This is a genomic window from Streptomyces sp. LHD-70 (genome assembly GCF_031157275.1).
Taxonomy (GTDB): Bacteria; Actinomycetota; Actinomycetes; order Streptomycetales; family Streptomycetaceae; genus Streptomyces.
Map to the genome: position 1 here is coordinate 490225 of NZ_JAVIFW010000003.1, position 13717 is coordinate 503941.

Consider the following 13717-nt stretch of genomic DNA (forward strand, 5'->3'; position numbering starts at 1 on the left):
GCCCGCTACGGAACGCCGGGCGGCACCGCCTCCCACGGCTCCGCGATCGTGCCGCCCGGCTCCCAGCCGTACCGTTCGAGCCGGTCCGCCGCGTCCGCGCGGCCCGCGCCCCGCAGCAGGGCCACAGCTTGGGTGAGGGCGAACACATGGCCCGCCTCGGCCGCGCGGTAGTACCAGGTCAGCGCCTCGTCCGTGCGCCCCGCGCGCTGCAGCAGCTCGCTGCCCTGGCGCAGCGCGCTGGCATCGCCGGCCTCGACGGCCCGCTCGTACCACTGCAGCGCCTCCTCGGTGCGGCCCGCGTCCTGGGAGAGCTCCGCCGCCCAGCGCAGCGCGAACGTGTCACCCGTCTCCGCCACCCGGCGATACGCGGCGAGCGCCTCGCGCGGGCGGCCGCTCTCCTTGAGCAGGTCACCCACCAGGGACAGCACGAACCCGGCCCCGTCGTCCGCCCGTCGCTCCAGCCAGGCCACCGCCTCGTCGACCCGCCCGGCCTCCCGCATCAGATGCGCCGCCTGCCACAGGGCATCCACGTCACCGGCCTCCGCCGCCCGCCGGTACCAGTCGACGGCGCGCTCCCGGTCGCCCGCCGTGTGCAGCGTGTACGCGGCCTGCCACAGGGCCTCCGTGTCCCCGGCCGCCGCCGCCCGCTCGTACCAGCGCAGCGCCTCGTCGAGCCGGTCCACCTCGCACAGCAGCGTCGCCCCCTGGCCGAGCGCGCTGATCTCCCCGGCCTCCGCGGCGCGCTCGTACCACCGCAGCGCCTCCTCCGTACGGGACTCGCCCTGCAGCAGGAACGCGCCCTGCCACAGCGCGTCCACATCGCCTGCCGCGGCCGCCCGCTCGTACCACTCCAGGGCCTGCGCGGTGCGGCCCTCCTCGTGCAGCAGCTCGGCCGCGCGCGACCGCGCGTCCGCGTCGCCCGCCTCCGCCCAGGCCCCCAGCCGGTCCACGGCTTCCTCGAACCGGCCCGTGTGGCGCAGGAGTTCGATGATCTGGTCCGAGGCGTCCTGCTGCCCCGCCGCGACGGCCTTCTCGTACCAGTGCAGGGCCTCCTCGTCACGGCCTGCGCGCCGCAGCAGGTCCCCGGCCTGCAGCAGGGCCGAACCGCGGCCCGCCTCGGCCGCCCGCCGGTAGCAGTCCAGGGCCTCGGCCGTGCGGCCCACCGCCTCCAGGAGCGCCGCCGCCTGCCACAGGGAGGCCACGTCGCCCGCCTCCGCCCAGCCGTGCAGCCGCTCGATCGCCGCGTCCGCGCGGCCCGCCTCCAGGAGCAGATCGGCACTGCGCCGCCGGGCGCTCGGGTCGCCCGCCTCGGCCCACACGTGCAGGACCGCCACAGCCTCGTCCGTACGGCCCCGCTCCACCAGGAGGTCCACCAGCGGCCGCCGGGCGGCGGTGTTGCCCTCCTCGCACCACTGCCGCAGCCGCTCGACCGCCTCGTCCTCGCGGCCCGCGTCCCGCAGCAGATCCACCGCGTCAAGGAGCGCCGACTCGTGCCCCGCCTCGGCCCGCTCCCGCAAGGTCTCCAGGGCCTCCTCGACGAGCCCCGCCTCCCACAGCAGCCGGATCCGCTGCTCGAACGCCCGCGTGTCCCCGGCGCCGGCGCGGCCCTGCAGCCAGTCGAGCGCCTCGTCCGTACGGCCCGTCCGGCGCAGCAACCCCACGGTCCTGTCGACCGCTTCGGTGTCTCCCGTGCCCGCGGCGCGCCGGAACCACACCAGCGCCTCGCCGTCCGCGCCCGCCTGTTCCAGCAGGGCCGCGGCCCGCCGCATGGCATCGATGTCCCCGGCCTCGGCTGCCCTCCGGTACCAGGTGAGCGAGTCCCGCGGCTCGCCCGCCGTCTGCAGCTCGTACGCGAGCCGCCGCATCGCGTCGATGTCGCCCGCCTCCGCGCGGCGCCCCAGCCAGGCCTCCGCCTCGGCGTCCCGGCCCGCCGCGCGCAGCAGGCCGAGGACCTCGTCGAGCGCATCCGCGTCGCCCGTCTCGGCCGCCTGCTGGTACCAGCCGATCGCCTCCTCGGTGCGGCCCGCCTCCCGCAGCAGCGCCGTCGTCTGCCGCAGCGCGAACGCGTCCCCGGCCTCCGCCGCCCGCTGGTACCAGCCGATCGCCTCCCGCGAACGGCCGGACTCCCGCAGCACCTTGGCCGCCTGCAGCAGCGCGAACGTGTCCCCGTGCGCCGCCGCCACCGCGTACGCCTGAACCGCGAGCCGCTTGAAGCCGCGCAGCTGGGCCGATCGCGCGATGTCGACATGGCCGCTGCTGGCGTGCTTCACCAGCGCGTGCCACAGCTGCGCGGGCGGCCCGACGGTACGGCGGCTGGCGCGGCCCTCCTGCTCCAGGAAGTCGGCGAGTACGTAGTGGGGTTGCGCCGGGTACGGGTCGCCGGGGCGCGGCCGGATCCGGGTGAGGGGACCGCGCGCGCCGTGGCAGGGCGAGGCCGTGAACGCGAGGGCCTGCTCCAGCCAGTCCTCGCCGAGGGTGTCCCACTGGCCGTCGGTGAGATAGCCGGGCGCGGCCGTCTCGAGGAGCGCGTGCGGCAGCGCCCGGTCGTGCCCGAGCCGCCGCGCGTCCATCGCCGTGTCGATCAGCGCACGCGCGGGCGGCGGCGCCACCCGGTACCGGTCCCTCAACGACGGTGCTCCGGCCAGGTATTGAGTGATCTGCCCCTGCTCGGCCTCCGCCGCGGCCCGCGCGAGCCGCGGGTCGCCGTCGGCCAGGTCCCGCAGCGCCCGCAGCGTCGGCCCCGAGAACGTGTCCGGCACCGGCACGACCGTGCCGCTCAGCAGGGCACGCGCCTGCGGATGGACGTCCGGCACACCCGAGGTGGGCGTGTCCGTGAGGTTGGCCCAGTACTCCGACCACATCGTGCCGAGGACCAGCACCGGGGCGCGGTCCGGGTCCGCGAGCAGCCCGCGCAGTCCGGCCGCGGCGCGCTCCCCGAGGGCGTCGGTGGGGGAGAGGAGGTAGTGCTGCGTCTCGTTCAGCCACACCACGGTCCGCGGTGTCACCGAACTCAGCCCGCGCAGCAGTGCCTCGGCCCGTTCCGGTACGAGGGGATGCCACAGCCGCCAGCCGGACGGCAGCCCCTGGACCGCCTCCCAGCAGGCCCGCGTCTTCCCCGACGAGGACGCGCCGACCAGGACCAGGAACGTGCTGATGCCCTCCGTCGCCCGCCGCACCGCCTCGCGCAGCCGGTCGTCGTGCTCGCGCTCGACGTACGCGGGCAGCACCGGCAGCGGATCCGACCCGGCCGTCGGCGGCACGTCGATCGCCCGGTGCACTTCGAGCGCGTACGGGTCGAGGAGATCCGCGAGCGGGCGCCCGGCGGCGTGCGGTGCGCCGTCCGAGGGCGCGCCCGGCCCGCCCGGCGGGTATCGCGCTGGCACGAGGGCCGTACGGGATGCTCCCGCCGTCACCTCGTCCTTCGCTGTCCCCTCGTCCTCCGGTGCGGCCTCGGCGGGCGTGCTGGGCTCCGCGGCCATCAGCGCCGCCCACCGCCGGGGCACGGGTGCGGGCAGGTCCGCCCAGCGGGCCAGGACCCGGGCGACCATCAGCAGACCGTCGAGGTTGCGCGGGGCGTGCTTGCGGTTGAACCAGTCACTGATCGTCTTGACCGAGACACCCGACTCCTCGGCCAAACGGCTGCGCACGAGCCGGAGTTCACGCTCCGCGAGGCGGGCCTCGGCGGCTCCGCGCAGCCGGTCCAGCTCGTCGAACACCGGGGCGCCGCGGCCCTCCTGGCGTTCCGCCCCCGCTGTCATGCCCCTCCTCGCCCGCTCCGCTTCCGACTCGGAATTCCGAAGGAACCCCTGACATGCAGGTTACGCAGTCGGAATCCGAACTGTTCCGAGTTGCCTGGGAGTTGAGCCAGTGCGCCCGTTCACTGATCCGTACCCGCAGCAAGGATCAGAGGAAGAAAGGCGGCACCATGCACACCCCCGACGGCCACAGCAGCCCCCGTACGACGGGAGACAAGGCCCGTACCACCGAGCCCGAGGCGCGTACCACCGGAGCGAGGTTCCGCCGCACCGGCCGGCGCCTCACCCGCGCCGCCCTCTTCAGCGCCGTGCGCGGCGCCGCCATGACAGCCGGGTCGACCGCCATGGCGGCGCTGGTGTGGTGGGTGCAGTCCAGGTGAGGGGGGCGGTGCGGTCCGCGCGGTCAGTGCGGTCAGTGCGAGAGGTCGCAGCAGCTCCCGCGCCGCATCCGCTCGCCCACCTCGTGCCAGTGCTCGTCCGCCGCGCGGCGTGCCGTGGCGTGAGGTGCGGGAAACGCGGCGACCAACTCCCGTTGCGTGTACGGGACTCCGCCCCGCAGCACCGACTCCGTCCGGACGAGTGAGTCGAAGTCGGTGAACGGGTCGCCGTCGACCACCACCAGGTCGGCGCACCGCCCCACCTCCAGGGTGCCCAGGTCCCGCTCGGCGCCGAAGGCGCGGGCGGGGAGGACGGTCGCCGTGCGCAGGGCCTCGGCGGGGGAGAGGCCGTAGCGGTGCAGGGCGCGGAGGGCCAGATGGAGGTGAAGGCCGACCGCGACCAGGGGCTGGTCCGTGCCGAGGGCGACCAGACCGCCGTGCGACAGGATGCGGTGGTAGATCCGCACCTCGGAGCGGATCGTCGCCAACTGGGCCTCCGTGGGCGGCTTCGCGGCCCCCTCCTCGACCGTGGCGACGTCCCAGGGAGGCATCAACCGCGTCACCCGCTCGTCGCGCGCCAGGGACGGGTCGGCGCCGATCAGCGGGGCGGCCGTGAACGGCGTGGCCACCAGGTGGAAGTCGCCGTGCGTGTAGATCTCCGTGACGTCCTGCGCGGAGCGCCCGCCCGCCGTGAGGGAGCGTCCGAACTCCTGCCGCTGCGTCGCCTGCAGATGGGTCGTCAGATCCTGGCCGAGCTGCATGCCGGGCGAGAGCAGGTGGCTGCCCGCGCGCACACCCAGCTCCTCGTGCGCGAACCGCGCGGCCTGAGCCATCACCCAACCCGGCGCCCGTACATACGTCTTGACGAAGTCCCACTCCAGGGCCGCACCCCGCCGCAGCGAACGGCGAAGGCCCGCCTTGGTGGTGTGCGCCCTGCTCATCCCGTACGAGGGACGCGGGCCGTCCAGGAGTTCGCCGGTCGTCAGGAGCCGGGGTCCGGCCAGTTCACCGGCGGCGACGGCCTCGCGCAGCCGGGCCTGCTCGTAGGCGAAGCCGCCGAAGGAGACCGCGGTCGTGATGCCGTACGCGAGCTGCAGCGCGGTCTGCCGGCCGCCGTACGTGGCCTGCCAGGGGTGCGTGTGCGCGTCCCAGAGGCCGGGGAGCACGGTGTGCGCGGACGCGTCGACGCGGTGCCGGGCCGAACGGCCCGCCCGGTGCGGCTCGACGGCGGCGACGCGCCCGTCGCGCACCACGAGGTCGACGTCCTCGCGCACGGACGCGTCGCCGCCCGTGCCGTCCCAGAGGCGGCCCGCGTGCACGACCGTGTCGGCGGGCGTGGGGCGCCGGTGATCGAGGGGCACGCGGACCGTGCGCGTACGGCCGTTCCCGAGGTCCGCGAGGCGGAGGCGGCCGGCCGACTGGTACAGGACGCGGCGGCCGTCCGCCGACCACGACGGGTGGTCGGCCGGCTCGTCGCCCAGGAGCTTCGGCGTCCCGTCGGGCGTGCCGTCCGCGCGGATCGGGAGCAGCCACAGCGCGGACTCGGCGACGAGCGCGAAGTGCCGCCCGTCCGGCGACCACACCGGGCCGCTGCCGTAGCGGTCCGAGAGCGACTGGTGCGGGGCGAGCGCGTGCAGCCGCGAGGAGCCGTCGTCGACGCCGACGATCCGGATGACGTTGTAGCCCTCGCGGAAGCGCTGGTTGAGCCGTGCCAGATCGCACAGCGCGATGTGCCGCCCGTCCGGAGACCAGCTGGGCCGCCCGGGTGCGCCGCCCGCCCCGAGCGGCTCGGCCACCTTCCGCTCCTCGCCGGAGTCGAGGTCGAGGACCATCAGGTTGTACGCCATGTCGAACGTCGCGAGCCGCCGCCCGTCCGGCGAGAGGGCGGGGTGCACACGCCCGCCGCGTACGAGGACCTCCTCGCGGCCCGAGTCGAGCTCGCGTCGGACGACCGCGTGCAGCCCGTCCCGGTCGTCCGTGTAGAGCAGCGAGCGGCCGTCGGGGGACCAGCTCGGCGCGAGCGGGTAGCGCGTCGGTGCGGAACGGACCAGTCGACGCGGCGCCCGGCCGCCCGAAGTGTCCGCCAGCCAGAGGGAGTTGAGCGCCGCGAACGCCACCTGGCGGCCGTCCGGGGACAGCGCGGGCAGATGCAGCCCCCGCACCGGACGCCCGGCGCCCGGGTCGAGGTCGTACCGCTTGGCGCGGTAGCGCGGCCGGTCCACGGAGAGCTCGCCGCGGAACGGGATCGCCTCGTACGTGTCCGGCCGTTCGGGGCGGACGAGCCGGAACGCGCCGTCGACGGTGAGCAGCAGCTCGTCGCGGCCGGTCCAGCGCGGCGGCACCGGATGCACATCACCGTCCACCGCGACCGCCGCGCCCGCCACGAGGAGCGTGCACGAGGCGCTCGGCGAGGGCGTGGTGCGCAGCACCGCGAGCGTCCCGGCCGGGGAGACGGCGGGGGCGACCAGCTGGGTGCCGGTGCGCTCCTCCGCGTACACGGCGGTCACGGGGCCCGTGCCGTCGGCCCGCACGGACGCGACCGTACGGGAGTCGAGCCCCCGGCCTTCCGGCAGCACCCGGCCCCGCACGAACAGCACGCGTGTCCCGTCCGGGGACCAGGTCGGGTCGAAGTCCTCCCAACGGCCGTCCTGGTGCGGCCCTTCCTGCCCCGGCACTCCCGTCAGGCGGGTCAGCGCGCCGGAGTCCAGGTCGAGCACCCAGATCCGGTACGGGCTGCCCGCCACCGGGTCGCCGCCGCGCTCGGAGGCGAACGCGATCCGGCGGCCGTCCGGGGACCAGGCAGGCCCCCGGTCGTCCCAAGGCCCGTCGGTGCGCCGGGTGAGGTCCGAGCCGTCGGGCCTCAGCGTCCAGATGTGGAACGTGCCGCCCCGGAACGCGCAGACCGCGAGCAGGCTCCCGTCGGGCGAGAACACCGGCCGCGTGGGCTCCAGTTCGACCGGCGTGAGCGGCGCCGCGGCGCCGCCCGAGCGCGGCACCGACCAGAGCACGCCCTGCACTTCGGCGACCACGGCACCGGACGGCGCGAGCGTCGCGGCGCCGTTGGTCGCGGCCGTGAACGTGTAGCCGACCTCCCGGCCCGAGGCCGCGGCCGCGGGCCGGGGGACGGCGACCGTCGAGGCCAGGGCGGCCGTGGCGGCGGCACCTTGCAGGAAGCGGCGTCTGCTGACCTCGCCCGGATCCGCGTCGGCCGGGGACTCGGGGTGGCGGGGTACGTCCGAGAAGTCCAACGGGTCCTCCTGTGGCCGTGATCACGTGTGCGGGCGAGTCTGCCCATGCGTGCGGGCCGCGCGGAACACCACGTTGAGCCGTTGGAGGAGTGCGGACCGGTCGATTCCGGCCAGTTTGGGAGGCCAGTTCGGGAGGCCGGGCCGCGGGCCGGACTACGCGGCGGCGGAACCGGACTCTGCTCCGGAGGCTCCGGGAGCCCTGGAACCTCCGGCCTCCGCACCGTCGCCGCGCCGCGCGCCGGGGTTGCGGCCCTCCGCGTACCACTCGCGCACCAGCGCGTCGTAGATCGGGGTGCTGGTCGCCGGAACGGCGGAAGGGGAGGAGGCGGGCGAGGCGGTCGGGGCGGTCGGGTGCGGGGTCTTCGTCATGTTCATGGGTGCGTTGGGGAGAGGGCTCATTGCTTGTGTCACCGCGGCACCGTACGGCACCGGGCCTGCCCGAAGCTGTGACCGATCTCTCCCGCTGTGGTCACCCCGCCGGACCCCTCAACTGGGTTTGCCCGCATGCGTCAACGTCTCCCACACGTGGCTTGCAACGGTGCGGCCGTCTGCTGCCGCCCAGGTCAGGGGCAGCACGCTCCCGTACGGGTGACGGCGGGGCGTGCCGAGTGGGCGTCGGGGTGCGGCCGGACCATGATCACCGCATGTCACTCCTCCCCACCACGGCGCCGCTGCGCCGCCGCCTCCTGCTGCCCGCACTCGCCGCCGTCTCCCTGTTCACCGCAGTCGTCCCGGCCGCGGGCACCGCTCAGGCACACCAGGCGGGCCTGCGCTGCCCGCACTCCGCCTGCGGGTCGACGAGCGTCGGGCAGCCCTCGCTCGCGCCGCCGTCGCAGGAAACGTGCACCAGCAAGGAGCAAGTCGTCTGCCGCATCCGGGAGATGACGCCCACCGAGCGGTACGAGGCCCGGGACGTACGCGTCCGCTACCACCAGCTCCTCACCGACATGGGCCGCAGGCGCTGCGAGTTGGAGAAGGCCGGGGCGAGTCCCGAGACCGTCGCCCGCGAGCTCGTCCGGATGCGCAACGAGGCCAAGGACATCGCCCGCGCCGGCATGACCCCCGCCCAGGTCGCCGCCCTGGAGGAGCGCAACCGCAAGAAGTACGGCAACCCGCTCGGCCCGACCGCCGACCAGCTCCACGCCAAGTACGGCTCCTGGGAGCAGGTCGTCGAGTCGGCGGGCCGCACCAGCGCGGCCGTCGACGGCGAGCTGGGCCTCGCGTACAAGGCCTGCCCCTGTACGCACACGCACCAGCAGGCGCACGCGGCCTGAGCGCTCCACGGCGGCGGCCCGGCACCCACGCGGGTGCCGGGCCGCCGTGTGTCGAGAGGTTCTTACGAACTGCCCCGGCGCTTGTTCCACACGTCGATGCCGACCGCCGCGAGCAGCACGAGCCCCTTGATGACCTGCTGCCAGTCGGTGCCCACACCCACCAGGTTCATGCCGTTGTTCAGCACGCCCAGGACCAGGCCGCCGATGATGGCGCCGAGCACCGTGCCGACGCCGCCGCTCATCGACGCGCCGCCGATGAACGCGGCGGCGATCGCCTCCAGCTCGAAGTTCAGACCCGCCTGCGGCGTACCGGAGTTGAGCCGCGCCGCGAACACACAGCCCGCGAGCGCCGCGAGCACACCCATGTTCACGAACACCAGGAACGTGACGCGTTTGTCCTTCACGCCGGACAGCTTGGCCGCGGCCTTGTTGCCGCCGAGCGCGTACACATGCCGGCCCACCACCGCGTTGCGCATCACATAGCCGAGACCGAGCAGCAGGCCGCAGACGATCAGCATGATGACCGGCAGGCCGTGCCAGCTCGCCAGGGTCAGCGTGAACGCGAGGACCGCGGCGACGATCGCCACGCACTTCATGATCCAGATGTTGCGCGGCAGCACGTCGAGCTCGTACGCGCGCTGCCGCCGACGGTCCCGCACCTCGCGGATCAGCAGGAACGCCACCACGGCCAGACCGATCAGGAGGGTCGGGTTGTGGTACGGGCCGATGGCCTCCGTACGCAACTCGATGAAGCCCAGGTTCAGATGGAACTCGAAGGGCAGCGGGATGCTCCACGCCGGTCCCGCCTCCGGGACGACGCCCTTGGCGAGGTTCTGGAAGCCCTCCGGGAACGGCGAGAGCGACTGTCCTGCCAGGGTGATCTGCGTGAGCCCGCGGAAGAGCAGCATCCCGGCGAGCGTCACGATGAACGACGGGATGCCCAAGTACGCGATGAAGAAGCCCTGCCAGGCGCCCGCCAGAGCGCCGATGAGCAGCGAGAGGACCAGGGCGACGCCCCACGGCAGATCGTGTTTGATCATCATGACGGCCGATATCGCGCCGACGAACGCGGCGACCGAACCGACCGACAGATCGATGTGCCCGGCGATGATGACGATCATCATGCCCATGGCCAGGATCAGGATGTAGCCGTTCTGCTGCAGCAGGTTGGAGATGTTGCCGGGGCGCAGGAGCGCGCCGTCCGTCCAGAACCCGAAGAGCAGCACGATCAGGGCGAGCGCGGAGAGCATGCCGTACTGGCGGATGTTGGTGCGCAGGCCGTGCAGGAGCAGAGCGCCGGTCGACGGTGCGGCCGTCCCGGCGGTGGCCGCCCCCTCGGGCGGTGTGGTCGTGGTGGTCATGGCTGGCCTCAGCTTCTGTTCAGGGTCATGTGGCGCATCAGGACTTCCTGGGTGGCGTCGGCGCGCGCGACCTCACCGGTGAGGCGGCCCTCGGCCATCGTGTAGATCCGGTCGCACATCCCGAGCAGCTCGGGCAGCTCCGAGGAGATGATCAGCACCGCCTTGCCCTGCGCGGCGAGCCGGTCGATCACGGTGTAGATCTCGTACTTGGCGCCGACGTCGATGCCGCGCGTCGGCTCGTCCAGGATCAGCACCTGCGGATCGGCGTGAATCCACTTGCTCAGGACGACCTTCTGCTGGTTGCCGCCGGAGAGCCGGCCCACCTGCTCGTGCACCGTGGGCGCCTTGATGTTCATCGACCTGCGGTAGCGCTCGGCGACGGACCGCTCGTGGTGCTCGTCGACGGCGCCCCGGCGCACCATGCCCGGCAGCGAGGCCAGGGAGATGTTCCGGTTGATGTCGTCGATCAGATTCAGGCCGTACTGCTTGCGGTCCTCCGTGACATACGCGAGGCCCGCCTCGATCGCCGCAGGAACGGTCCTCGTCTGTACGGGCCTGCCGCCCACCTCGACCGACCCCGCCACGTAACTGCCGTAGCTGCGGCCGAAGACGGACATGGCGAGCTCCGTGCGGCCCGCGCCCATCAGGCCCGCGACGCCGACGATCTCGCCGCGCCGCACGGTGAGCGACACGTCGTCCACGACCAGGCGCTCCCGGTCGACGGGGTGGCGCACCGTCCAGCCGTCGATGTGCAGGGCGGTCTCGCCCGCGTCGTCCCCGGCGTACGCGGTGCGCTCCGGGAAACGGTGGTCGAGGTCCCGGCCGACCATTCCCCGGATGATCCGGTCCTCGCTCAACTCCGGTTCCGTGCCCGGGTGTTCACGTACGGTAAGGGTCTCGATGGTGCGGCCGTCGCGCAGGATCGTCACCGAGTCGGCGACGGCCCGGATCTCGCCCAGCTTGTGCGAGATGACGATGCAGGCGATCCCCTGCGCGCGCAGCTCCAGGATCAGATCGAGCAGCTTCGCGCTGTCCTCGTCGTTCAGGGCGGCCGTCGGCTCGTCCAGGATGAGCAGCTTCACCTCTTTCGCGAGTGCCTTCGCGATCTCCACCAACTGCTGCTTGCCGACGCCGAGTTCACTGATCGGCGTCTGCGGCTTCTCCCGCAGCCCGACCCGTGCGAGCAGCTTCGCGGCCCGGCGCAGGGTGCCGTTCCAGTCGATGAAGCCGCGTGAGGACTGCTCGTTGCCGAGGAAGATGTTCTCCGCGATCGACAAGTGCGGTACGAGCGCCAGCTCCTGATGGATAATCACGATTCCGCGCCGCTCGCTGGCCCGGATGTCGCGGAACGCGACCGGCTCGCCCTCGAAGGAGATCTCGCCCTCGTAGCTCCCGTGCGGATGCACCCCGCTGAGGACCTTCATCAGGGTCGACTTGCCCGCGCCGTTCTCGCCGCAGATCGCGTGGATCTCCCCGGCCCGCACGGTCAGGTTGACGTCGCTGAGCGCCTTGACGCCCGGGAACGTCTTGGAGATGCCCGCCATCCGGAGGACCGGCTCGGCCTCCCGCGGCGCGCTCGCTCGATCCGGGACGGCCGCCGTCACTTGAGCTGTCCTGCCGTGAAGTACCCCTCGTCGACAAGGAGTTGGGTGTTCTTCCTGTCGATGCTCACCGGGTCGAGGAGGTACGACGGCACGGTCTTGACACCGTTGTCGTAGTCCGTGGTGTTGTTGACCTCGACCTTCTTGCCGGTCAGTGCCGCATCGCCCATCTGCACCGCCTGCCGGGCCAGCTTCCGGGTGTCCTTGAACACCGTCTGCGTCTGCTCGCCCCGGTTGATCGACTTCACCGACGCCAGCTCCGCGTCCTGCCCGGTCACCACGGGCAGCGGCTGGTTCTTCGTGCCGTAACCCGCGCTCTGCAGCGCCGAGATGATGCCGATGGAGATCCCGTCGTACGGGGAGAGCACGGCGTCGAGCCGCTCCTGGCCGTAGCTCTTGGTGATGATGTCGTCCATGCGCTTCTGCGCGGTCTCCCCGCTCCAGCGCAGCGTCGCCGCCTTCGCCATGGTGGTCTGCTTCGAGCGCACGACCAGCTGACCGGACTCCAGGTACGGGCGCAGCACGTTCTGCGCGCCGTTCCAGAAGTACTTGGTGTTGTTGTCGTCGGGCGACCCGGCGAACAGCTCGATGCTGTGGCTCCTGCCGCCCTGGTCCGGCTTCCCCAACTCCAGCGTGTCGACGATGTACTGCGCCTGCAGCCGGCCGACCCGCTCGTTGTCGAACGACGCGTAGTAGTCGACGCTGTCGGTGCCCATGATGAGCCGGTCGTACGAGATCACGGGGATCCCGGCCTTCTCCGCCTGCTCCAGGACGTCGGAGAGCGCGGAGCCGTCGATGGCGGCGACGACGAGCAGCCCGACCCCCTTGGTGATCATGCTCTCGATCTGCGCGACCTGGTTCTCCACCTTGTCGTCGCCGTACTGCAGATCCGTCTTGTACCCGGCCTTCTGGAACTGCTTCGCCATGTTCCGGCCGTCGGCGATCCACCGCTCCGAGGACTTCGTGGGCATCGCCAGGCCGACCGTGACGCCCTCACCGCCCTCCGGCTGGTAGCGGCTGCCGCCGAGTGCCTCCTGGCCGCAGCCGGCCAGCGACAGGGCGAGCAGTGCGGCCACGGTCGCCGCGAGCGGGGCGCGGCGCGTGCGGGTGCGCATGTCAGTCTCCTTCGGGTACGGGGAAGCGCCGCAGCACACCCGGGTCGCGGGAGCCGAGCGGCGACATCCCGCCGTCGGCGCCGTGCCGGGCGAGCAGATCGAGGGCGAGGCGGCCGCGCCGCACCCGCTCCCGTGCCGTGGCGAGTGCGGTCTCGCGCAACTGGGCGCCGTAGGGGTAGATACCGGGCGACCTGCTCAGCCCGAACTTCAGATACAGCGGGGCCCCGCGCCGGATCAGCTCGGCGGCCTCGTACATCCGGACATAGCCGCCGAGGTCGTCGGGCGCCTCCACGTACAGGTCGAGCGGGGCGCGGCTGACCCGGCGGATCTCGGTGAAGTGGTCGAGCGACAGGTCCGACGGGACGTTCAGGGAGTCGGCGCCGAGCTGCTCGAAGACGCCGTACGAGGCCGGGTTGACCGGCCCGATCAGGGCGGACACCTTGAACGTGGTCGTGGCCGGGAGCGCCCCGGCGGTACGCATCCGGTGCAGGGTCCACAGCACGCCCTCGTCGGCGACGAGCAGGCACGTCACGCCCAACTCCGTTGCCCGCAGGGCGTCTTCGACACAGCCCGCGAGCGCGTCGTGCCCGCGTGCGCGCAGCCCGGCGCCGCCGGAGTCGGTCCGGGTCGCGGCGCCGGTGTCCCAGGTGCCGCGCGGCCCGGTGAACAGGCAGAGCTCGATGCCGCGCTCCGCGCACGACTCCACCATCTCGGTGATCTCGGCGTCCGTGAGCATCCAGACGCCGCTGCCCTGGCTGATCCGGTGGACCGGCACGTCGAGCCGCGCGCTCTCCTTGAGCACGGTGGCCAGCGCTTCGGGCCCTTCGACGGAAGGGATCTCGGTACGCCAGGTCCCGCCGTCGGGGAACGTGTGCGGGGAGGCGTCGTCCGGGTCAAGGACGGGGGAGGGGTGCCCGATGCGGTCGAGCGCGGTGAGGCCGGGGCGGCGCGGGAGGGTGAGGGAGGGCTCGGTCATGGGGCTCCTT

General features: G+C 73.2%; 9 protein-coding genes. 2 read left to right on the forward strand and 7 right to left on the reverse strand.

Features of this window, described 5'->3' with window-relative positions:
* Nucleotides 1-5: 5 nt before the first annotated feature.
* Complete coding sequence (locus RCO28_RS10280; protein WP_308940698.1) at nt 6-3758, reverse strand: hypothetical protein; 3753 nt, start codon at nt 3756-3758, stop codon at nt 6-8.
* A 167-nt stretch (nt 3759-3925) separates the two neighbouring features.
* On the opposite strand from RCO28_RS10280, the gene RCO28_RS10285 reads away from it, so the two are divergent.
* A complete protein-coding gene (locus tag RCO28_RS10285; protein WP_308940699.1) occupies nt 3926-4135 on the forward strand; it encodes a hypothetical protein in 210 nt (69 codons plus the stop codon).
* A gap of 32 nt (nt 4136-4167) precedes the next feature.
* On the opposite strand, the gene RCO28_RS10290 is transcribed toward RCO28_RS10285, so the two are convergent.
* Both RCO28_RS10290 and RCO28_RS10295 read right to left on the reverse strand, forming a co-directional pair.
* The gene (locus RCO28_RS10290) at nt 4168-7380 is read right to left on the reverse strand and encodes an amidohydrolase family protein (RefSeq protein ID WP_308940700.1); all 3213 of its coding nucleotides are present in this window, start codon (nt 7378-7380) and stop codon (nt 4168-4170) included.
* Nucleotides 7381-7533: 153 nt separating this feature from the next.
* On the reverse strand, nt 7534-7791 hold the full coding sequence (locus RCO28_RS10295; protein ID WP_308940701.1) for a hypothetical protein: 258 nt from the start codon (nt 7789-7791) through the stop codon (nt 7534-7536).
* Between the two features lie 233 nt (nt 7792-8024).
* Here RCO28_RS10295 and RCO28_RS10300 point away from each other — a divergent pair, with 233 nt between their 5' ends.
* On the forward strand, nt 8025-8654 hold the full coding sequence (locus tag RCO28_RS10300) for a hypothetical protein (protein WP_308940702.1): 630 nt from the start codon (nt 8025-8027) through the stop codon (nt 8652-8654).
* Nucleotides 8655-8716: 62 nt separating this feature from the next.
* On the opposite strand, the gene mmsB is transcribed toward RCO28_RS10300, so the two are convergent.
* The 4 genes from mmsB to RCO28_RS10320 are packed head-to-tail and all read right to left on the reverse strand — an operon-like array spanning nt 8717 to nt 13707.
* Nucleotides 8717-10015, reverse strand: coding sequence for a multiple monosaccharide ABC transporter permease (mmsB, locus tag RCO28_RS10305; protein ID WP_308940703.1), 1299 nt, complete (start codon nt 10013-10015; stop codon nt 8717-8719).
* An 8-nt stretch (nt 10016-10023) separates the two neighbouring features.
* Entirely contained in the window at nt 10024-11559 is a 1536-nt protein-coding gene (gene mmsA / locus RCO28_RS10310; protein ID WP_308940752.1) for a multiple monosaccharide ABC transporter ATP-binding protein, read from the reverse strand.
* A gap of 56 nt (nt 11560-11615) precedes the next feature.
* Nucleotides 11616-12731, reverse strand: coding sequence for a multiple monosaccharide ABC transporter substrate-binding protein (chvE, locus tag RCO28_RS10315; protein WP_308940704.1), 1116 nt, complete (start codon nt 12729-12731; stop codon nt 11616-11618).
* 1 nt (nt 12732) lies between these two features.
* Nucleotides 12733-13707, reverse strand: a complete 975-nt coding sequence (locus RCO28_RS10320) for a hypothetical protein (RefSeq protein ID WP_308940705.1) — start codon at nt 13705-13707, stop codon at nt 12733-12735.
* Nucleotides 13708-13717 lie beyond the last annotated feature (10 nt).